Origin of the sequence: Amycolatopsis rhizosphaerae, from assembly GCF_007713715.1 — a bacterium.
GTDB classification, from domain to species: Bacteria; Actinomycetota; Actinomycetes; order Mycobacteriales; family Pseudonocardiaceae; genus Amycolatopsis_E; species Amycolatopsis_E rhizosphaerae.
This window is the reverse complement of sequence record NZ_VJWX01000004.1, coordinates 1-18,547: the sequence shown is the minus strand read 5'-3', so window position 1 is coordinate 18,547 and position 18,547 is coordinate 1. Positions and strand designations below refer to the sequence as shown.

Here is an 18,547-nt window from a genome sequence, read left to right as displayed (position 1 = left end):
GCCGCCCGGAAGTGGGATCTCGGCGTCCGAAGGGGAAGCCACGCCGCGGGCTTCAGACGAACGGGCCGCCGTCCCCGGTCCGGCCGGTGTGCCTGCCGGGGAGGATCTCGTTCATGCTGACTCTGGCCAGGCACTGGGAGGCCATCGCCGCGTGCCGGTCCGCGGCCGCCTGGTCGCCCCTGGATCTCGTGCGCAGGGTTTCGGCCGTCAGCGCCAGGCCCGTCAGCAGGTCGACGTAGACGCTGCGCGAGTGCGGTGTGCGCTGGGTGCGCACGCCGTAGAGCAGGTTGTCCACGCAGCGGTCCAGGCGCGCCGCCATCTCGAGTGCGGAACTGTCGTCGAGATTCGACATCAGCATGTTGCCGACGACATTCCCCTCGAGCTCCAACGCCTTTTGCAGTTCTTCGGCCGGCACCCCGTCCACCGGTGATCCCCTTTCGCGCGGCTACCGCCTCCCACGGATAGCCGCTACGTCCCGGTGCCGCGGGCCATCGCCACCGATATCGCCTTTTCGCGCGGCAGATCCTGCCCCAGATTACCGGTGTTCACCCGGTGGACGACGGGCGACGAAACCTGTGATGGCGCACTGGCCGAACGGCCGACGCCGCGCCGGTGCACCGGCGCGGCGTCGGCGGGGATGAAACCGGCTCAGTCGACGATGGCGGTCGCCTCGACTTCGACGAGCACGTCGGGCTCGAAGAGGTAGTCGACCCCGATCAGCGATGCGGGGGGAAGCGGCAGGCTCAGGCCGATCTCCCCGGCGACCTGTTCGACACCCGCCATGAATGCGTCGATCTTCTCGGGTGCCCACTGCGTGACGTAGAACGTCAGCCGCAGCACGTCGTCGAAGGTCGCACCCGCACCCGCAAGACCTGTCGCGGTATTGCGCAGTGCCTGCGCGACCTGCCCGGCGAGGTCGCCCGGAGCCACCGGGGTCCCGTCCGCGGTGCGGGCGATCTGGCCGCTGACGTGTACGTGACGCGTACCGGCGCCGACGGCGACGTGGTGGTACGGGGTGGGCTGCGTCATGCCGCTGGGGGTGAAACCGCGGACGGACATCGGGTCTCCTCATTTTCGACTACAGGGGTATATGTTTGATACCTGGTACACAAAGGACACTTCAAGGAGACCAGGTTTCGCCATGGATACCGCGGACGCCCCCGAGGGCGAGCTCAAAGTGTCAGCGCCGCATCGAGAACTCCTGGACCAGGTGCTGGACAAATGGTCGCTGAGCATCCTCAACGAACTCTGTGAACGGCCCTGCCGTTTCAACGACCTCCGCCGCTGCATCCCCGCAGTAACGCAGAAATCGCTCACCGCGACTCTCCGGCGGCTCGAGCGCAACGGCATCGTCGAGCGCGTGCTGCTCAGTTCCCGCCCCGTCGCCGTCGAGTACCGGATCACTCCACTGGGCAAGACCCTGCGGCACCCCGTCGACGTACTGCTGGACTGGGCCGCGACTCACATGCCCGAGATCCAACGCGCGCGCCGAACGTTCGACCTCACGGAGACGTGACCAGACGAGGGTTCAGGAGAACCGGTGGGCGATCGCCGACATGATCTGCTCTGGCGCTTCTTCCTGGATGAAGTGCCGCGCCTGCGGGAGTTCGACGACCTCGAGATCGGTGAACGAGGCGCGAATCCGCGGGAGGCACGCCTTCGGCCGGAACACCATGTCCCGCATTCCCCACACCGCCAGGGTCGGTTTGTCACCGAGGAGGGCGGGCACGTCCTCGGCGAGCCGGTCCAGCAGGGGGCGGGCCGCACGGATCTCCCTGGGCATGACCGCGAGGCCGCGCCGCGCGTCTCGCGTGGGCTGCACCATGCGGTAGTGGTCGGCCTCCGCCGCGGTCAGTGTGGGACCGGATCTCCCCAGCAGGAACTGCTCCACGAGAAGGTTCCGGTCGAGTATGCGCCGCTGCGCGGGGCGGCTGCTCATGATCACACTGAATGCCCGGTTCGCCCACGGTTCGATCGGCCAGAAGACGGTGTTGCCCAGCACGATTCCGCCGACTCGATCGGCCCGCGCGCTTGCCGCACCCAGCCCGATCGGGCCACCCCAGTCCTGCCCCATGACGATGAATCCGTCCAGCTGCAGATGGTCGATCAGTTCGCCGAGGACCGTCGTGTGCTCGGCAATCGTGTAGCCGAAGTTCCGGGGCCGTTCGGACAACCCGAAGCCCAGGTAGTCCACGGCGATGCACCGGTACCGGTCACGCAGGCCCTTCACCAGGTGGCGGTAGAGGAAACTCCAGGTCGGAGAGCCGTGGCAGAACAGCAACGCAGGCCCGGTCCCTTCATCGATGTAGTGAAGGCGACCGACCGACGAGTCGAACCAGCGCGACTCGAAGGGGTACAGGTTCCCGTCGGGAACGAAGTCGATCATCATGGCACTCTCCCGCCGTTCACTACAGATGTAGAGCTTCCGCGACCAGAACTCTACACCTGTAGCATCGGGTCATGTCTACGAATGCGGCGAGTGGCAGTGAGCGGCGGGAGGCGATCGCCGAGAGCGGCATCCGCATCATCGCCCGTGACGGCGTTCGCGCCCTGACGCACCGAGCCGTCGACAATGAGGCGGGGATCCCCCAAGGCTCGACCTCTTATCATGCGAAGACGCGCCTCGCGCTACTCGAACTTATCGTCAACGCACTCGCCGAACGTTCGACGGCCGACGCCAGAAAGCTCGCGGACTCCCTGAACACGGCGTTCGAGAGCGGACACCGGCTCGACATCGCGGATCTTGCCGCAATGATCGCAGGACTGGTTGAGACCCTCGCGGCACGGCGCGACGACATGAGGGCCCGCTACGCACTCATCCTCGAACTCGACGACGCGCCCCTTCTTCGGCACAAGCTGACCACGCAATCCGAGCTCCACGCCATAGCCCGGCAAGTGACGGCGTCAGCCCTCGCCAGCGCAGGTCTCCCCAACTCGGACGACCGGGTCGAGGAACTGATCGCCCTCACGGACTCCCTGGTGTTCCACCGAACGGCCATCGACGAGACCATTTCGCTGGAAACCATTCTCGCCGCCTACCTACACGGCACCTCGCTACGCCAGAGCAGCCCTCCTCGCCCCTCCTCACCAACGCATCCGCGGCGGCGCCCTGGTCACCCCGGATCCTGAGTGCCCGGTGTCAGCCTCGCCCAAGATTTCCCGCGGCCCAGTCCGCTATCGGTTGAACTGTTCGGAAACTGGCCACGAGAGGTGCCGATTATGGCACGGTGAGAATCATGACTGGTGGTCGTCATAACGGTGGGCGCCGACGCGTTGGACAGTATTCGCGACCGAACATGCGGGGAATCCGCCGCCCGGCTGGTCCCACCGCTCGCCGAAGGGTGCCTGCCGGGCTCGGCCGCATCCGACACCGAACGCGAACCAGGACCCGCCCTCGGGCCGCTGCGGCTTCCTCGACGTCTGGGACAGCAGCCTCACCCCGGCGCCGTTTTGACCTCACTCAGGTCCTCACGCTCGGGGCGGTGCTGGTCAGTTTGGTCTTCGCCATTCCGCAGGCCAAAAACGCGGAAGCCACGCTGAAGGCCACCGAGGCACAGGCCGAGAACCTTCGGCAGCAGCAGCTCACCGATCGGTTCAGTAAAGCCATCGAGCAGCTTGGCACACGGGACAATCTCGACGTCCGCCTCGGCGGCATCTACGCACTGGAACGCATCGCCCGCGATTCCCCCGACGATCAGCCCGCCATGGTCAACGTGCTGACCGCCTTCGTGCGCGAAACAACCAAGCGTGACCCACAGGGCAGGTGCCCGAACCAACCACCCACCGTCGATGTGCAGGCCGCACTCACTGTTGTCACCCACCGAAACCCGCGAGACAACGATCCCCGCATCGACTTGAGTAACGTCTGCTTGGCGCAGGTCGACCTCAAACGCGCCTACCTCCGATACGCCTACCTCGCCGGCGCCAACCTCCGCGGCGCCGACCTCAGGGGGGCCAACCTCGAGACCACCAGCTTCGACAACGCCGACCTCCGCGGCGCCTACCTCCAAGGTGGCGGCTATGCCGACATCGCCGGGGACGCCAGATACGCCGTCGCCCCCACTAACCTCCTCGCTGCCAGCTTCCGAGGCGCCGACCTCACCGGCGCCTACCTCGGCGGCGCCTACCTCCGTAATGCCTTCTTCAACGGCGCCAATCTCACTGGCGCCCATTTCACTGGCGCCGACCTCACCGTCGCCGACTTCACTGGCGCCGACCTCAGCGGCACTTCCCTCACCTGCACCCCCGCACGAGACGAGACGGGGGTGGAGTTCGCGCTCTTCTGCCGTTGAATCGAGTGCGACGGCTGAACAACTACATGGGCTGAGGGCGGACATCCCGGGCGAGTGCCGATGCGCTCAACCTCGTGATCATCGAGCTGACCGTGGCCGGAAGCGCGATTCATCCCAAACGCTCCAGGTGATTTCTCGCCCTTTTGCGTGGGTAAAGTGCGGCGTTGATCTTTAATGCAACATCCAGTCAAATATCGACCATTAGCGCACAAGCGGCGGAAACGGCGCCCAACATTCACACCCAGAGACGTGAACATCCGATCCACCTCTCCACGCGAGGACCATTCAACGCTCGAACACCAGTAGTCGCTCGACTCCTTGACTGTAAAAGTCGAGATCCACCCTGCGTACGGCTCGGATAGCGGACAGAACCTTCGGCATCTGCTCCATCACGGCAGAGAAATCATCGTCGAGGCTCCAGTCAGGATCCCCAAAACCGTCAACGGCTCGGCAACCCGGGTCCGGGTGCCGGGGTCCAGGGCGGCGCCCCGGTGGTTGGTGCGTGGTGCAGGATCGGTTGCATGAGTCAGAGTCCGTACAGGCAGGCCGGCTACCGTTTGCGCTTCGATTGGGGCCTGTCCGGGGCTCGGGAAATCGCGGAGCAGTCGTGGGTGGTCGCTGTGGTCGACGTCCTGTCGTTCACCACGACCCTGACGGTCGCGATGGACCGCGGTGTCGAGGTCTTTCCTTATCGTTGGCGCGACGAGTCGGCGCTCGGGTTCGCCAAGCGGCATGGGGCAGTCCTGGCGGTGGGCCGGTCCCAGGCTCGCGCTGGTGACGTGAGCTTGTCCCCGCAGACCTTGCGCGCGGCCGGCGATATCCGCCGGTTGGTCCTGCCGTCACCGAATGGATCGACCATCGCTGTGTCGATGGCCGGCCTGGGCGGCGAGGTGATCGGCGTGTCGCTACGGAACTCGACGGCAGCTGCGAAGTGGACGGCAGCGCGTCTGGGACAGGGCAGCAGTGGTGTTGCCGTTGTGGCCGCCGGTGAGCAGTGGCCGCACGGTGGGTTGCGTCCTGCGGTGGAGGATCTCTGGGGTGCTGGTGCGTACCTCGCAGCTCTGCGTGCCTACTGGCCCGGCTCCCGCTCGCCCGAGGCAGAGGCGGCGGTCGCGGCCTTCGAGCGGGTGTCCGGTGACCTCCCACAGCAGCTCCATGCCTCAGCCAGTGGCCGGGAACTCGCTGCGGCTGGCTACAGCCATGACGTCGACATCGCTGGCGAGACGGACCGGAGTGAAGCGGTGCCGGTGCTGTTGGAGCACAGCTTCCGCCCAGGGGCTGTGTAAGGGGTGTGCGCGGGGTACCTCTGTCGACCGTGGTTGACCGGGGCTTGTTGTTGGGATGTTGCTGGGGCTTGACCGCGAGGACTCGTTCACCGGACGCAGAGCAGCGGTGGAGGCCGCGGTCACAGGGCTGATTCGACCCGGCTCGACCCGAGACCGGTCTCGGCGTCGTCCGCCGCGGAGCGCACCCGGTTCTTCGGGCCTCGCACCGCGACGTAGACGGACAACACCACCATGACGGCCGCTCCCGCCCACATGGCCTGCCGCCATCCATCCACAAAGGACTCACGGGCGGCATGGAGGATCTGTGTCGCGTACGAGCCGGTGCTGCCCGCGACCTCGACGGCGTTGGCGACGCCTTCCCTGGCGACGTCCGCGGCCTCCTGGGGGGCACCGGACAGCTTGCCGTCGATCGAGGCGCGGTAGCCGCCGGACAGGAGCGCGCCCAGCAGTGCGACACCCAGGGCGGTGCCGAACTCGCGGGTGATGTCGTTGAGCGCGGAGGCGACACCCTGCTTGTCTCGCGGCAACGAGCCGGTGATGGCCTCGGTGGACGGCGTCATCGACAGGCCCATGCCGAGGCCCATGGCGACCAGCCCCGGCAGGATCGACAAGTAGCCGCCCTCAACCGAGACGAACAGTCCCATGAACACCAGTCCCACGCCGGCCAGCGCGACGCCGGTGGTCATGGTCGCGCGGGAGCCGATGCGCTCGGCCAGCTTGGCCGCGAGGCCGGAGGCCAGCATCATCGAGATCGCCATGGGCATCAGGGCCACCGTCGACACCAGTCCCGACCACCCGAGCACGGCCTGGAAGAACGGGAACAGCACCACGCCGATGCCCGCCTGGACGCCGAAGACCACGAGCAACGTGAGCGAGCCGCCCGCCAGGCCGCGTTCCCGGAACAGGCGCACGTCCAGCAGGGAGGCGTCACGGCGGCGCAACTCCCAGACCACGAAGCCGATGCCGGCGACGATGCCGACGACGAGGCTGATCAACGTCTCGGGGGCGGTCCAGCCGCGTTCGGGTCCCTCCTGCAGCACGAAGATGAGGCCGACGACGGCAACGGCGGAGAGCAGCGCGCCGACGGTGTCGAAGGGGTGAGCCGAGCGCTCGCGGGAGTTGGGCACCGACTTCACCGTCGTCACGAGCGCCACGACGATCAGCGCGGTCGGGAGCGCGAACAGCCAGCGCCAGTCGGCGATGTCGACCAGGACCGCGGAGAGGAACATGCCCAGGATGCCGCCACCTCCCGCGACGCCCGTCCACACGCCGATGGCTTTGCCGCGCCGTTCCTCAGGGAAGGTGGAGGTGATCACGGCCAGGGTGATCGGCATGATGATCGCGGCGCCGGCACCGCCGATCGCGCGCGCCGCGATCATGACCCCGGCGGTCGGGGACAGTGCCGCCACCACGTTCGCGATGCCGAACAACGTCAGCCCGGCGGTCAGCATGGGCTTGCGGCCCAGGCGGTCACCGATCGCGCCGAGCGGCAGCAGCAGCGCGGCCAGGGTCAGGGTGTAGATGTTGATGATCCAGAGAACCGTGCCCAGCGAGGCCCCGAACTCGACGGCCATCTGGGTCTGCGCGACGTTGAGGCCCGAGACCGAGGCGACGACGGCCATCAACGAGATGGACACGGAGATGAGGATGGTGCGCAGCTGACGCGCGTCCGGTGTGGCCGTCCCCTGTGCGGGCTGGTTGGTGCTCATCGGTTCCTCTCAGAAGGGCATGGGAAATCACGGCGCCGGGCGGTGCCCGGCGCCGGAAGTGGTTGGGGGAAGTGAAGGTCAGCCGGTGGTGACGCGGTTCAGCGCCGCGTCGGTGTCGGCCGTGACGAGCAGTGAGTTGATATGCGCGGCGGCCAGGGCACCGGCCGCGCCGGAGGCTCCGACCTGGGCGGCCGGGTCGGTGGCGTTGCCGGCCACCCACACGCCGGGCACGTCGGTCGTCCCGGCCGGCCCGGCGACGAAGCGGCGGCCCATGTCGTCGGGCAGGTCCTCCATCGGCAGCTTCAGCCCGTCCAGTCCGTCGGTGCGGGCCTGCATCCGGGTGGAGACCGCGAGAATGCTCCTGGCGATGACCGAACCGTCGGCCAGGCGCAGGCCGGCGACGCTGCCGTCGTCGGCCGCCAAGACCTCTTCCACCGGGATGTCGACGATGCGAATACCCCTGGCGGCAAAGCGTTCGCGGGTGTTCTCGTCGAGCTCGCTGTCGCGGGTGAAGTAGACGAGGTCGTCGCTCAACTGCCGGAACAGCAGGGCGTGGTGGACGGACGCGGGGCCGGTGGCGAGGACGCCGATGGCCTCGTCCCGCACTTCCCAGCCGTGGCAGTACGGGCAGTGCACGACACCGTGGCCCCAGTGCTCGGCGAGCCCCGGCACGTCGGGCAGCACGTCCCGCAGACCGGTGGCCACCAGTACCCGGCGTGCCGTGATGGTCCTGTCGTCGGACAGGGTGACGGTGAAGCGCAGGTCGCCGTCGTCCGACGCCTCGGCGGGTTCCGCCGCGGTCACCTCGCCGAAGACGACCTTGCCGCCGTAGTGGCGCACCTGCTCGCGGCCACGCTCCAGGATCTCGGCGGGCGGCGTACCGTCCAGCACGATGAAGCCGTGCATGGCCTCGGCCGGTGCGTTGCGGGGATTGCCGCTGTCGACCACGACGACGGAGCGGCGAGAGCGGGCGAGCATCAGCGCACCGTTCAGGCCGGCGGCTCCCCCGCCGATCACCACAACGTCCACGGTCTCGCCGGTCAGTGCGTCGCTCGCGTACGCGGAAGTCTGTGCGGACATCTCTGCGCGCCCTTTCTCCTCGTGCGTGGCCCGAGTCGTTCCGGGGCCATCTGCCACGATGCTAAGCAGGATTTGCAGACTTGGCATACCATCTTGCCTATGACGCAAGAAGAAGGCACGCTGGACGGCCTCGTGCGCAAACGGATCCGGGCACTGCGGGTCGCACAGGGCCTGTCCCTGGAGGAACTGGCCCAGCGAGTCCACCTGGGACAGTCCTCGCTGAGCCGCATCGAGAACGGCCAGCGCCGCCTGGCGCTGGACCAGCTCGTCGCGCTGGCCCGCGCCTTGGACACCACCCTCGACCAGTTGGTCGAGAACGCGGCGGATGATGTTGTCATCAATCCGATGAACCACGGCGCCAACGGCCTGAGCTGGCCGATGAAGGGCGACCCGGCCATGAGCGTCATGCGCCGGCGGTTTACCGAGCCACCGCCGGACAATCCCGCCAAGATGCGAGCCCATCCGGGCAGGGAGTGGCTCGTCGTGCTGTCCGGCACCGCGACCCTGTTGCTCGGCGACCGCCGCTTCCGCGTCGAGACCAATCGTGCCGCCGAGTTCCCGACCATGATGCCGCACGCCATCGGCGCGGAAGGTCGCCCGTGCGACGTCATGTTCATCTTCGACCGGGACGCCCGCCGCGGGCATCGCGAGAACGACGACACCGAAGACACCGACTCATAACGACACCACTTGCGCCGACGGCATTGCGCGAGCCCATCTCCTTGCGCAATACGCAAGGCAATATGCAGAACAGGCATAGTGCTTCTATCGTGGCAGCATGACGCACGCGCATGCCCAGCACAATCACGGCGACGGCCACCATCACCACGACGCGGACAGCGCACAGGCGGAGATCCTCGAGCTGGACGCGGAAGTCCTCGCCGAGCACACCACCGAGATCATCAGGTGGCTGCCCCTGCACGGCGACCCGCACCAGCTCGTCGACCTCGGCTCGGGAACCGGAGCGGGCGCGTTCGCCCTTCTCGACCAGTTCCCCGAGGCGCATGTCACAGCCGTGGACACCTCGCCCGGCCACCTGCGGCGGCTCAACGAGAACGCGTGCGCCCGCGGGGTGGACGGGCACGTGCGCACGGTGCTCGCCAACCTCGACGATGCCACCTGGCCCGACCTCGGCACCCCGGACCTCGTGTGGGCCTCGGGCTCCCTGCACCACATGGCTGATCCCGGCCACGCCCTGCGCTCCGTCCACGACCTGCTCGCACCAGGAGGCCTGTTCGTCGTGATCGAGATGGCGGGCCTTCCCCGCTTCCTGCCCAGAACCGCACCCGCCGACCGGCCCGGCCTGGAAGACCGCGTCCACGCCGTGAGCAACCGGCTCCACGGCCAGCACCTCCCCCACCGCGGCGCCGACTGGGGACCGATGCTCACCGCCGCCGGATTCGCGGTGGAGGGCGAACTCATCGTCGATGTGGACGTCAGGGGCGCCGGCAACGCGGCGATCGGCCAGTACGCCCTCGGTGCGCTGCAACGCGTTCGCGGCTCGGTCGCAGCCGAGCTCGACACCGAGGACCTCGTCGCGCTCGACCGGCTGCTCGACGCCGACAGCCCGCACAGCCTCCTGCGGCGTGACGACCTCGTGGTCCGCACCAAGCGTTCCGTCTGGGCCGCACGCCGCGCCTGAGAAGGAAGGCCGCTCGTGAAGCCTCCATCGCCAACACTCGACTCTCGTCGTCTGCCAGTCTTGTTGCATTTGACACTGCGAGATACCCATCGGCAGCCATAGCCTTCACGGCACTCGTGTCCCGGAACGCCAGAAACTCATCGATCAACTCGAAAAGCTCCTTGATCCGCACCTGCGAAGTCACACAAGGAATGAACGCTCTGAAACGACTGGAAAACAGCCTCGAAATCCGCGAGCCGGGCCTCTGACCTGCTGTGGACCCTGGGGGAGCTTATTACAACCCGAAAGACCAGGTCAGGGCCCTGGAACAGCTCCGCGAGAAGCTTCCGCGCATCAATGCGCCCGAGCCGCCCTCGACCAAGCGGGACCGGCCACGGCGTGTCCGCCAACTCACCGACGAACAGATCCAGCAGTTGATCGCCGCCTACCGGTCCGGCGCGACCGTGTACGACCTGGGCGAGCAGTTCGGCATCGAGCGGCGCACGGTCAGCAACATCCTCCACCGGCGCGAAGTGCCGATGCGCCGCCGCGGCCTCTCACCTGAGCAGGTCGACGACGCCATCCACCTCTACAACCTCGGCTGGTCCCTCGCCCGGGTCGGCCGGCATCTGGGCGTCAACCACACCACCGTGCTGACCAGACTCCGGGAACGCGGCGTTCCTACCCGCGACTCTCAGGGACGACCACGATCGTGAGTACGCCATTCGCCTCCCGAAACCCAGCGACGATTTCGATAGTCCCCCAGCTACGAGAAAGTCGGGCTCGTTGTGCCAGAGTGCGCGCAGTCACTTGGTTTCGGGCTGTGCCAGGAGCGGAGGATCGACACGTCACCGACCCGCTTCGCTGCGGCAGGGCGGGGCAGAAGAGGGCCTGAAGTCACTCTGGGCCATCTGAAAGTCACGTCTTCCTCGTACTGCCGTGTCTGTCAGACGTTGCTCGTGCGGGTGAGGGTGAGCAGCCCGGCGAGGGCCAGGAGCATCCAGCCGGTGAGGTAGCCGAACGCGGCGGCAGGTGAGGCGAGTGTCCACAGTAGACCTGCGGCGGCTGATGCGGCGAGGTTGCCGACAGCTTGGACGGCGGCCAGCAGCCCGAACGCCGAGCCCCTGAGGTCGGCGGGCGCCAGGGCGGCGACCGCGGCGTGTTCGGCGGTTTCGGCCGCGCCGATGCCGATGCCCGCGGCCACGAACGGCAGCGCCAGCACGATCAGGGCGGAGGTGGTGACCGCGAACCCGGCGTAGGCCAACGCGAACGCCCCGACCCCAGCGGCCAGCACGGCGACCGGGCCACGGGTGCCGAGCCGGTCGGCCAGCCGCCCGGCGGGGGTTCGAGCGGGGGATGGACAACCTTGGCGCGATCATCGGCCCGCTTCTGGCACTCGGTCTCGTGGCCGCGGTGGGCACTCGGTGGGCGATCGGTTTGTCGGTCATCCCTGGTCTGCTGGCCGCCGCGGCGATCGTCTACGCCATCCGCCACGCCCCCAAGGTGGAGCGACGCGAGCGGGTGCCGATCCGGCTGCGGGTGCGGCCGGTGCTACGCGGACGGCTCGGCAGGCTGCTGGTGGCCACCGCCGCGTTCGAGGTCGGGAATGTCGCGGCCACCCTGCTCATCCTGCGCGCCACCGACCTGCTGGCCCCCCTTCACGGCATCGCCACCGCGACCACCCTGGCGTTGCTGCTCTACACCGGCTACAACCTGGCCGCGACCGTCATCTCGGCGACCATAAGAGCCGGCCGGGACGACATCGGCGAGCAGCGCGTTGCGCGCCGGGACACGCAAGCCCCGCGCGGCCCAAGCCCCGGCACGCAGCCCGACCTGCCAGACGCTCGCCGCCGCACCGGTCGACGCGGCCAACCCGGCAGTGGCGGCATAACCGCCCACCGCGATTCGACGCCGGCGAGCCGGGTCGTCAGCCAGTGCACCGCGTACCGTGAGCGCGTCGTCGGCCCCTACCGTGACCTGCTCCCGGCGAACACGGTGGCCGGTATCGAGGAGCAGCTCTCCGGTGCGTGCACGGTCGAGATCGCCGCGTTCGACGAATTCACCGCGTTGCTGGGCGATCCGGAAGCGACCGCGGGTTACGACCACATCAGAGATCGCGGTGTTCCGGGCCTTCGCCGGTACCGTCGCCTCGGCGGCCGAAGGAATCGTGGTGCTCGACACCGCGCCCACCGGACACACCCTGCTGCTGCTCGACGCCGCCCAGAGCTACCAACGCGACGTCGCCCGGCACAGCGACGGGGACAGCGACGGGGTACCGCAACTGCTGGACCGCCTGCGCGACCCTGCATTCACCACCCTGCTGTTGGTCACCTTGCCCGAACCCACCCCGGTACACGAAGCGGCTCAACTGCAAGCCGACCTCCAGCGTGCCGGCATCCAGCCGACCGCATGGATCGTCAATCAGAGCCTCGCAGCCACCATGACCCGCGACCCTGTGCTGGCGGGACGATCGCGGCAGGAGACTCGCTGGATCGCGGAGGTCGGCAACCACCACAACACACTGGCTGTCGTGCCGTGGCAGGCCGAGCCCCCTACCGGAGTGGACGCACTCACGCGGCTCTGCGCCGAGCCGAACCATGCGAGCGCCACCGCAGCGCCGCTCGGATAGACGCCTCAGCCGCACCCCCGGCGGCGCCGCTGGAGGACCCGGGTTGACACCACTGAATTAGCTCAGTCATCATTGACTCAATGAACACTGACTGGTCTTCATCGGTGGTGGCCCGAGCCCGGGTGCACGCGGCGCTGGGGGAGCCCGCGCGGCTGGCGATCGTGGATCGCCTGGTGCTCGGGGACGTCTCACCCGGTGAACTCGGGCGTGAGCTGGGGCTGTCCAGCAACCTGCTGGCGCATCACCTCAAGCTGCTGGAGCAGGCCGGGGTGATCGAACGGTCCCGCTCCGAGGGCGATCACCGGCGCACCTACCTGCGGTTGAAGCCCGCCGCACTGGCCGACCTTGCTCCGGCAGAGGTGCGCACCGCGCCCCGCGTGGTGTTCGTGTGCACCCAGAATTCGGCGCGTTCACAGCTGGCCGCGGCATTGTGGAAGCGCCACAGCCGTGTTCCTGCGACCTCGGCGGGGACCGATCCCGCTCCGCACGTGCACCCGCGCGCCATCGCGGCTGCTCGCTCACACGGCCTGTCCTTGCCCCGAGCCCGCACCAAGCACGTCGACGACGTGATGCGACCCCGGGATCTGGTGGTTGCCGTGTGCGACAACGCACACGAGCAGCTCGGCGCCACCCTGCCCGACCGGCTGCACTGGTCGGTGCCGGATCCGGTTCGCGCCGATACCGATGACGCCTTCGACCACACCCTGCACGAACTCACCGACCGGGTAACCCGCCTGGCCTCCGCAGTCCACTCTTCAGGAGAAACACCGTGACCACTTCCCACCGAGACGACCTGTCCGGCGCCCAACGGCATGCCTTGAGTTCCGCTGCCGCCAACCTCGGCCGCGAGTTCGGCGGGACGTTCAACACCGACACGATCGAACGGTTCCTGCACGCCAGCTACGACCAGTTCGCCGCGCACAGCACCGTTCCGAACTTCCTGCCCCTGCTGGCCGAGCGGTTCGCCCGGCAGCGCCTGCGCGCATTGTCCAAAGTGGAAGGTAACGCGCATGACGGCAGGCCGACCGTGCTGTTCCTGTGCGTGCACAACGCCGGACGCAGCCAGATGGCGATGGGCTTCTTCGAATACCTCGCCGGTGATCACGCGGTGGCCTGGTCCGGTGGCTCCGAGCCCGGCCGGGAGGTCAACGCGGCCGCGATCGCGGTGATGGCAGAACGCGGCATCGACATCTCCAAGGAATTCCCCAAGCCCTGGACCGAGGAAATCGTGCGAGCCGCCGACGTGGTCATCACCATGGGCTGCGGCGACGCCTGCCCCGTCTTCCCCGGTAAGCGGTACCTCAACTGGGAACTCGAAGACCCGGCAGGCAAGGACCCCGCCGACATCCGGCCCATCCGCGACGAGATCGAACATCGCGTCCGCGCACTGCTCACCGAACTCGGCGTTCCGGCCCGCGGCTGAGCACCCGAACGTCAACGCAAGGAGAGCCTGTTGAAGCAGTCGACCGACACCAAGGGCGCGGCAGCCCCCGACGCCGCCGTGCTGAAGCGGCTGTCCACGCTGGACCGGTTCCTGCCGGTGTGGATCGGTGCCGCGATGGTCGCCGGGGTCCTGCTGGGCCGGTTCGTGCCGGGCCTGCAGCGAGTGCTGGACGCGGTGAAGGTGGGCGACGTGTCGCTGCCCATCGCACTGGGCCTGCTGCTGATGATGTACCCGGTGCTGGCCAAGGTCCGCTACGACAAACTGGACACCGTCACCCGCGACAAGCGGATGGTGATCTCCTCGCTCGTGCTCAACTGGCTGATCGGCCCGGCGCTGATGTTCGCCCTGGCCTGGCTGCTGCTGCCGGACCTTCCGGAGTACCGCACCGGCCTGATCATCGTGGGGCTGGCCCGGTGCATCGCCATGGTGATCATCTGGAACGACCTCGCCCGCGGCGACCGGGAAGCCGCCGCGGTGCTCGTGGCGCTGAACTCGGTGTTCCAGGTCGTTATGTTCGGTGTGCTGGGCTGGTTCTACCTCCAGGTGCTGCCCGGCTGGCTCGGTCTGGACACCGCCGCGCTGGACGTCAACGTCTGGAGCATCGCCAAGAGCGTGCTGGTCTTCCTCGGCATCCCGCTGCTCGCCGGCTACCTGTCCCGCCGTCTCGGGGAAAAGGCCAAGGGGCGGCAGTGGTACGAGTCGAAGTACCTGCCCAAGGTCGGTCCCGTCGCGCTGTACGGTCTGCTGTTCACCATCGTCGTGCTCTTCGCCCTGCAGGGCCACACGATCACCGCGAAGCCCTGGGACGTCGCCCGCATCGCCCTGCCGCTGCTGGCCTACTTCACGATCATGTGGGCAGGCTCGTACGCGCTCGGCAAAGCGATCGGCCTGCGCTACGCCCGCACCACCACCCTGGCGTTCACCGCGGCAGGCAACAACTTCGAACTCGCCATCGCCGTCGCCATCGGCGTATTCGGCGTGACCTCCGGCCAGGCACTGGCCGGCGTCGTCGGGCCGCTGATCGAAGTGCCGGTGCTGGTCGCCCTGGTCTACGTCAGCCTCTGGCTGCGTAAACGATGGAGCCACAGCGACGCGCACATCACTGATCCACGGCCGGCCGGGCACGTGGTGGATCGGCATCCGCCCAAGCAGACCAGGACTCCGCCGCAGGCAACCCATCAGTGCGTACCGCTCGTCCGTACAGCGTGAAGACCATGATGGCGGCTTTCGTCGGGCTGTTGTTGACCGCTGCAACGGCCGCCTGCGGGACCCGATCAGCCCCGGCCGGTTCGCTGACTCCACAGACCGGCACGGAGCCACCCGGCGTCGTGGTCACCTTCCCCGGCGGTCCGTCGCCGACCGCGACCACACCCAAGATCGTGCACAACCCGCGGGCGCTGACGGTGTCCGACCGGGGCGTCGTCGTCGAAGTGCGGGTGGGCCAGTCATTCACGGTGAGCCTGGGGAGCCCGGGTGACTCGTCATGGCAGCTCCCGACCGTGACCGGCGACGCGGTCACCCGCGTGAGTACCTCGGGCGGTTACCCGGCCGGTGGTCCCGCGCAAGCGACTTTCCTGGCCACCCGGCCCGGCGCCGCCACTCTGACGGCCGGCACGGATATCGCCTGCAGGCACGCCACCCCGCCATGCGAGGTCGCACAACAACAGTGGCAGGTGACCGTGACCGTCATCTGAGCTGTGCCTGCGCGCGACTACGACCGTCCTGGTCGTAGGGGTCTGGTCCGGGACACGACCATCAGCGCTGCCACCACTGCGGCGATGCTGCCGGAGATGAGCAGCGGGAGTGTGCCGTCGCTGCCCCAGGCCAGACCGGCCCAGATGCCGGCGAGGAGGATGGCAGCGCCGGTGGCGCCTTGGTAGATGCCTTGGCCGCTGCCCTGGCTTTCGGCGGGGACGAGGGTGGAGATCCAGGCTTTGCCGACGCCTTCGGTGCAGGCGTTGAAGCCGCCGTAGAGCACCAGCACGGTGATTGCGATCGGGAGCGTGTGCGCGAAGGCGAGGCCGAGGTAGCCGAGGGCGAAGAATCCCAGCCCGAGGGCGTTGCTGCGGGGTGGTGCGGTCGTGTCATGCCGCAGCGCACCGCCGCGACCACCACCCCAACCTTGATCACGGGCATCGTGGTCGCCCTTACCTCCACTTTCGCTGGCTCGGCGAGCAAGATGTCCTGATGGCAGGCAGAGACCGAAAACGGACGACACTGCAGACCACGGCTCCGGCCGACGACACTCCCGACCTGAACATCACCAGCGTCAACAAGCCCGAACACCTTACGGGATTAAAATCCGAAAACCGTTTCTGACAACCGAAAACCCCTCACTCGCATTGAGGTCGAGGGGCCACTACGCGCACAAAGACACAGGTCAGCGTACAAAAATCGAATCCTCGGTGGAGCTAAAGGGACTCGAACCCCTGACTCCCTCACTGTCAATGAGGAGAACGTGACTCTCTGTCTCCAGGTCAGCGGTAGCAGGCAGAGAATCCGCCGGTCAAACGTTGCCGTTCAGGGACTGTGCAGCCCCAGCGACCATTTCCTGACGGGATGAGACCGCGATCAATGTTCCGGCCTGGACCCAGCGCAGGATTGATACGAGGGTGCTGGCCCGGATGGCCACACATCCCGCGGTCGAAGCACCGTCGCTGACATGCAGGAAGAAGACGCTGCCGGCACCGGGCACGCGCCGCGTGTTCACGCCAATGACCAGCGCATAGTCATATACGGCGCCCGTATTCCACAGGTTCTCCGACGCCTGCTCGTTAAACGGGCACGTGCCGCGAGCGCATCGTTGATGAGTGTTGTAGTCGGGGCTGTTGACGTCGCCGACCCGCAGTCCGAGGTATCGACGTGCAGGTACGACACACCCGCCCGGGGTCAGGCTGCCGCCAAAACGCACTCGTCAACGAGAACACGCCCGCAGGAGTCGCCGTACGAGGACTCCCCATAGGAAGTGGAGATGTCTGGGGAACCGACCTTCGCCGCGACACCATCGATCACCGGCGCCCGGTCCTCTCCCGACTTCTGCCAGGTCTCGTGATCCTCACCATGGCAAGTTGCCCCAGGCATGGGCGGATTTCCGGCTCTCACTCGTCTGTTGGCGTACCGGAAGACGAGCTCACGCACGGATGTCGCGCTGGCCGCGGCCGCTCTTACGGCCCGGCCGTTGCGTGGTTTCGGGACGGCCAAGTCTGATGTTTCCCATGCTGCACAGGGGTTTTCGCGCCTTCGTGATCTCGGGCGCCGGTTGCGGTAACACGCTTCGCGGTGCTGGAGTGGGGACGTTCCGGAGGGGAGTAGCCCCACGCGGCCCGCTGATCGACATGCTGAACACCCGCTGGGGGTGCCGGTCGCGGGGCCCGCCTGAAGGCGGGTGGGCGAGACCTTCGGTCCCGAATCGATGGCTCTGTTGACGCAAAGGGTCGCCGTCGCGCGGGATCGAGGTTCCCTCCTTGGTCCCGCGCCGACTGCGGTATGGGACGAGGACGGGTTGCCGTGTGGCATTTCGTGTTACTGGTCGTGTGTGCAGCGGCGATCTACTTTTCCTGTGAGTGGTTCGTCAACGCAGTGGAGTGGCTGGGCCAGCGGCTGAACGTCGGCCGGATGGCCGTCGGCACCGTGCTGGCCGCGTTCGGCACCGCCCTTCCCGAATCGGTGGTCACACTGGTCGCGGTCACCACCGGCGGCACAACGCAGTCCCGCGACATCGGAGTAGGCGCCGCCCTCGGCGGCCCCCTCGCGCTGGCCACGATCGCCTACGGCATCACCGGTTTCGCGCTGCTGGCCCGACGCCCCAAGATCGCGGCACAGGCCCTGATCACCGCAGGCGGCAGCAACCCGCAACCGGAGGCCCCGCGGCAAACCGAGGTAACCGGGCCCGAAGATACGCACAGGCTGGTGAAAGACCAGCGCTGGTTTCTCGCGGTGTTCACGGTCAAGATCGGGCTCGGTCTGGTCGCGTTCACCATCAAACCGTGGCTGGGGCTGCTGTTCTTCGCCACCTACGCCGTCTACTTCTGGCGCGAGATCCGCAGCGGCGCCGGTGAGCAGAGCGAGAACGAGTGGCTGGCACCGTTGAAGATCCAGCCCCACCGCACATCGCCGGCGACCTGGGCCGTGGTGGCCCAGACGCTGGCCACCCTGGCAGTGATCTTCCTGGCCTCGCAACTGTTCGTGCACCAACTCGACGCGATCGGCCCGATGCTGGGCCTGGCCGGCGCAGTGACCGCGCTGCTGCTCTCCCCGATCGCCACCGAACTGCCCGAGATCATGAACGCGATCATCTGGGTCCGCCAGGGCAAAACCAGCCTCGCGCTGGCCAACATCTCCGGCGCCATGATGATCCAGGCCACCGTGCCCAGCGGACTCGGCCTGCTGTTCACCCCGTGGCGCTTCGACAGCGCCCTGCTCTGGGCCGGGATCGTCACCATGATCGCCATCACCTACCTGCTGGCCACCATGCGCGCCCACAAAC

22 protein-coding genes and 1 tRNA gene are annotated in these 18,547 nt (G+C 67.7%); 13 read left to right on the top strand and 10 right to left on the bottom strand.

Going from position 1 to position 18,547, the window contains the following annotated elements; translation table 11 throughout:
* Positions 1–52: 52 nt before the first annotated feature.
* Together FNH05_RS00975 and FNH05_RS00970 are read right to left on the bottom strand one after the other, a co-directional pair.
* Positions 53–424 carry a hypothetical protein gene (locus FNH05_RS00975; protein ID WP_144584902.1) on the bottom strand — a complete coding sequence of 124 codons (372 nt, stop codon included), beginning with the start codon at positions 422–424 and terminating at the stop codon, positions 53–55.
* A gap of 224 nt (positions 425–648) precedes the next feature.
* Positions 649–1,059, bottom strand: a complete 411-nt coding sequence (locus FNH05_RS00970) for a RidA family protein (protein WP_144584900.1) — start codon at positions 1,057–1,059, stop codon at positions 649–651.
* An 82-nt stretch (positions 1,060–1,141) separates the two neighbouring features.
* Between FNH05_RS00970 and FNH05_RS00965 the strand changes: the two genes are divergently transcribed.
* Complete coding sequence (locus FNH05_RS00965) at positions 1,142–1,516, top strand: winged helix-turn-helix transcriptional regulator (RefSeq protein ID WP_144584898.1); 375 nt, start codon at positions 1,142–1,144, stop codon at positions 1,514–1,516.
* Between the two features lie 12 nt (positions 1,517–1,528).
* On the opposite strand, the gene FNH05_RS00960 is transcribed toward FNH05_RS00965, so the two are convergent.
* A complete protein-coding gene (locus FNH05_RS00960; RefSeq protein WP_144584896.1) occupies positions 1,529–2,389 on the bottom strand; it encodes a haloalkane dehalogenase in 861 nt (286 codons plus the stop codon).
* A gap of 71 nt (positions 2,390–2,460) precedes the next feature.
* On the opposite strand from FNH05_RS00960, the gene FNH05_RS00955 reads away from it, so the two are divergent.
* The 3 genes from FNH05_RS00955 to FNH05_RS00945 all read left to right on the top strand — a co-directional run bounded on the left by FNH05_RS00955 (position 2,461) and on the right by FNH05_RS00945 (position 5,578).
* Positions 2,461–3,129 carry a TetR/AcrR family transcriptional regulator gene (locus FNH05_RS00955; protein WP_144584894.1) on the top strand — a complete coding sequence of 223 codons (669 nt, stop codon included), beginning with the start codon at positions 2,461–2,463 and terminating at the stop codon, positions 3,127–3,129.
* A 353-nt stretch (positions 3,130–3,482) separates the two neighbouring features.
* A complete protein-coding gene (locus tag FNH05_RS39015) occupies positions 3,483–4,292 on the top strand; it encodes a pentapeptide repeat-containing protein (RefSeq protein WP_186382303.1) in 810 nt (269 codons plus the stop codon).
* A 521-nt stretch (positions 4,293–4,813) separates the two neighbouring features.
* Positions 4,814–5,578, top strand: coding sequence for a 2-phosphosulfolactate phosphatase (locus FNH05_RS00945; RefSeq protein WP_144584890.1), 765 nt, complete (start codon positions 4,814–4,816; stop codon positions 5,576–5,578).
* Between the two features lie 119 nt (positions 5,579–5,697).
* Here the strand turns inward: FNH05_RS00945 and FNH05_RS00940 are convergent, their stop codons facing one another.
* Positions 5,698–7,287 carry an MFS transporter gene (locus FNH05_RS00940; protein ID WP_144584888.1) on the bottom strand — a complete coding sequence of 530 codons (1,590 nt, stop codon included), beginning with the start codon at positions 7,285–7,287 and terminating at the stop codon, positions 5,698–5,700.
* A gap of 78 nt (positions 7,288–7,365) precedes the next feature.
* The gene (locus FNH05_RS00935; RefSeq protein ID WP_144584886.1) at positions 7,366–8,367 is read right to left on the bottom strand and encodes an NAD(P)/FAD-dependent oxidoreductase; all 1,002 of its coding nucleotides are present in this window, start codon (positions 8,365–8,367) and stop codon (positions 7,366–7,368) included.
* Positions 8,368–8,466: 99 nt separating this feature from the next.
* Here FNH05_RS00935 and FNH05_RS00930 point away from each other — a divergent pair, with 99 nt between their 5' ends.
* The 3 genes from FNH05_RS00930 to FNH05_RS00920 all read left to right on the top strand — a co-directional run bounded on the left by FNH05_RS00930 (position 8,467) and on the right by FNH05_RS00920 (position 10,704).
* Positions 8,467–9,048 carry an XRE family transcriptional regulator gene (locus FNH05_RS00930; protein ID WP_144584884.1) on the top strand — a complete coding sequence of 194 codons (582 nt, stop codon included), beginning with the start codon at positions 8,467–8,469 and terminating at the stop codon, positions 9,046–9,048.
* A gap of 97 nt (positions 9,049–9,145) precedes the next feature.
* On the top strand, positions 9,146–10,009 hold the full coding sequence (locus tag FNH05_RS00925; protein WP_144584882.1) for a class I SAM-dependent methyltransferase: 864 nt from the start codon (positions 9,146–9,148) through the stop codon (positions 10,007–10,009).
* Between the two features lie 254 nt (positions 10,010–10,263).
* Complete coding sequence (locus FNH05_RS00920; protein WP_144584880.1) at positions 10,264–10,704, top strand: helix-turn-helix domain-containing protein; 441 nt, start codon at positions 10,264–10,266, stop codon at positions 10,702–10,704.
* Positions 10,705–10,934: 230 nt separating this feature from the next.
* Here the strand turns inward: FNH05_RS00920 and FNH05_RS00915 are convergent, their stop codons facing one another.
* Positions 10,935–11,282 carry an MFS transporter gene (locus FNH05_RS00915; RefSeq protein ID WP_246127402.1) on the bottom strand — a complete coding sequence of 116 codons (348 nt, stop codon included), beginning with the start codon at positions 11,280–11,282 and terminating at the stop codon, positions 10,935–10,937.
* A 257-nt stretch (positions 11,283–11,539) separates the two neighbouring features.
* The gene (locus FNH05_RS38745) at positions 11,540–12,178 is read right to left on the bottom strand and encodes a hypothetical protein (RefSeq protein WP_222426476.1); all 639 of its coding nucleotides are present in this window, start codon (positions 12,176–12,178) and stop codon (positions 11,540–11,542) included.
* Here FNH05_RS38745 and FNH05_RS00900 point away from each other — a divergent pair.
* The 5 genes from FNH05_RS00900 (at position 12,108) to FNH05_RS00880 (ending at position 15,755) form a co-directional block, all read left to right on the top strand.
* Positions 12,108–12,617, top strand: a complete 510-nt coding sequence (locus FNH05_RS00900) for an ArsA-related P-loop ATPase (RefSeq protein ID WP_222426473.1) — start codon at positions 12,108–12,110, stop codon at positions 12,615–12,617. The two genes, FNH05_RS38745 and FNH05_RS00900, sit on opposite strands and share 71 nt — an antisense overlap.
* 80 nt (positions 12,618–12,697) lie before the next feature.
* The gene (locus FNH05_RS00895; protein WP_144584874.1) at positions 12,698–13,390 is read left to right on the top strand and encodes an arsenate reductase/protein-tyrosine-phosphatase family protein; all 693 of its coding nucleotides are present in this window, start codon (positions 12,698–12,700) and stop codon (positions 13,388–13,390) included.
* A complete protein-coding gene (locus FNH05_RS00890; RefSeq protein WP_222426472.1) occupies positions 13,387–14,040 on the top strand; it encodes an arsenate reductase ArsC in 654 nt (217 codons plus the stop codon). The genes FNH05_RS00895 and FNH05_RS00890 overlap by 4 nt, the downstream gene beginning before the upstream one ends.
* A 30-nt stretch (positions 14,041–14,070) precedes the next feature.
* Positions 14,071–15,270, top strand: a complete 1,200-nt coding sequence (gene arsB / locus FNH05_RS00885; RefSeq protein WP_281287585.1) for an ACR3 family arsenite efflux transporter — start codon at positions 14,071–14,073, stop codon at positions 15,268–15,270.
* Between the two features lie 5 nt (positions 15,271–15,275).
* On the top strand, positions 15,276–15,755 hold the full coding sequence (locus tag FNH05_RS00880; protein ID WP_144584872.1) for a hypothetical protein: 480 nt from the start codon (positions 15,276–15,278) through the stop codon (positions 15,753–15,755).
* Positions 15,756–15,772: 17 nt separating this feature from the next.
* On the opposite strand, the gene FNH05_RS37715 is transcribed toward FNH05_RS00880, so the two are convergent.
* The 3 genes from FNH05_RS37715 to FNH05_RS00870 form a co-directional block, all read right to left on the bottom strand.
* On the bottom strand, positions 15,773–16,279 hold the full coding sequence (locus tag FNH05_RS37715) for an MFS transporter (protein ID WP_186382302.1): 507 nt from the start codon (positions 16,277–16,279) through the stop codon (positions 15,773–15,775).
* 188 nt (positions 16,280–16,467) lie between these two features.
* Positions 16,468–16,600, bottom strand: a tRNA-OTHER gene (locus tag FNH05_RS37710).
* Complete coding sequence (locus tag FNH05_RS00870; protein ID WP_144584870.1) at positions 16,568–16,972, bottom strand: hypothetical protein; 405 nt, start codon at positions 16,970–16,972, stop codon at positions 16,568–16,570. Before FNH05_RS00870 ends, FNH05_RS37710 begins: the two co-directional genes overlap by 33 nt.
* A 620-nt stretch (positions 16,973–17,592) precedes the next feature.
* Between FNH05_RS00870 and FNH05_RS00865 the strand changes: the two genes are divergently transcribed.
* A partial coding sequence (locus FNH05_RS00865; protein WP_246127400.1) for a sodium:calcium antiporter occupies positions 17,593–18,547 on the top strand: 955 nt, incomplete at its 3' end.

What these genes read in the sequence shown, in the direction of transcription:
- FNH05_RS00970 (WP_144584900.1), bottom strand. Translation starts at nt 1,059, where the DNA reads ATGTCCGTCCGCGGTTTCACCCCCAGCGGCATGACGCAGCCCACCCCG.
- FNH05_RS00965 (WP_144584898.1), top strand. Translation starts at nt 1,142, where the DNA reads ATGGATACCGCGGACGCCCCCGAGGGCGAGCTCAAAGTGTCAGCGCCG.
- FNH05_RS00960 (WP_144584896.1), bottom strand. Translation starts at nt 2,389, where the DNA reads ATGATGATCGACTTCGTTCCCGACGGGAACCTGTACCCCTTCGAGTCG.
- FNH05_RS00955 (WP_144584894.1), top strand. Translation starts at nt 2,461, where the DNA reads ATGTCTACGAATGCGGCGAGTGGCAGTGAGCGGCGGGAGGCGATCGCC.
- FNH05_RS00945 (WP_144584890.1), top strand. Translation starts at nt 4,814, where the DNA reads ATGAGTCAGAGTCCGTACAGGCAGGCCGGCTACCGTTTGCGCTTCGAT.
- FNH05_RS00940 (WP_144584888.1), bottom strand. Translation starts at nt 7,287, where the DNA reads ATGAGCACCAACCAGCCCGCACAGGGGACGGCCACACCGGACGCGCGT.
- FNH05_RS00935 (WP_144584886.1), bottom strand. Translation starts at nt 8,367, where the DNA reads ATGTCCGCACAGACTTCCGCGTACGCGAGCGACGCACTGACCGGCGAG.
- FNH05_RS00930 (WP_144584884.1), top strand. Translation starts at nt 8,467, where the DNA reads ATGACGCAAGAAGAAGGCACGCTGGACGGCCTCGTGCGCAAACGGATC.
- FNH05_RS00925 (WP_144584882.1), top strand. Translation starts at nt 9,146, where the DNA reads ATGACGCACGCGCATGCCCAGCACAATCACGGCGACGGCCACCATCAC.
- FNH05_RS00895 (WP_144584874.1), top strand. Translation starts at nt 12,698, where the DNA reads ATGAACACTGACTGGTCTTCATCGGTGGTGGCCCGAGCCCGGGTGCAC.
- FNH05_RS00880 (WP_144584872.1), top strand. Translation starts at nt 15,276, where the DNA reads ATGATGGCGGCTTTCGTCGGGCTGTTGTTGACCGCTGCAACGGCCGCC.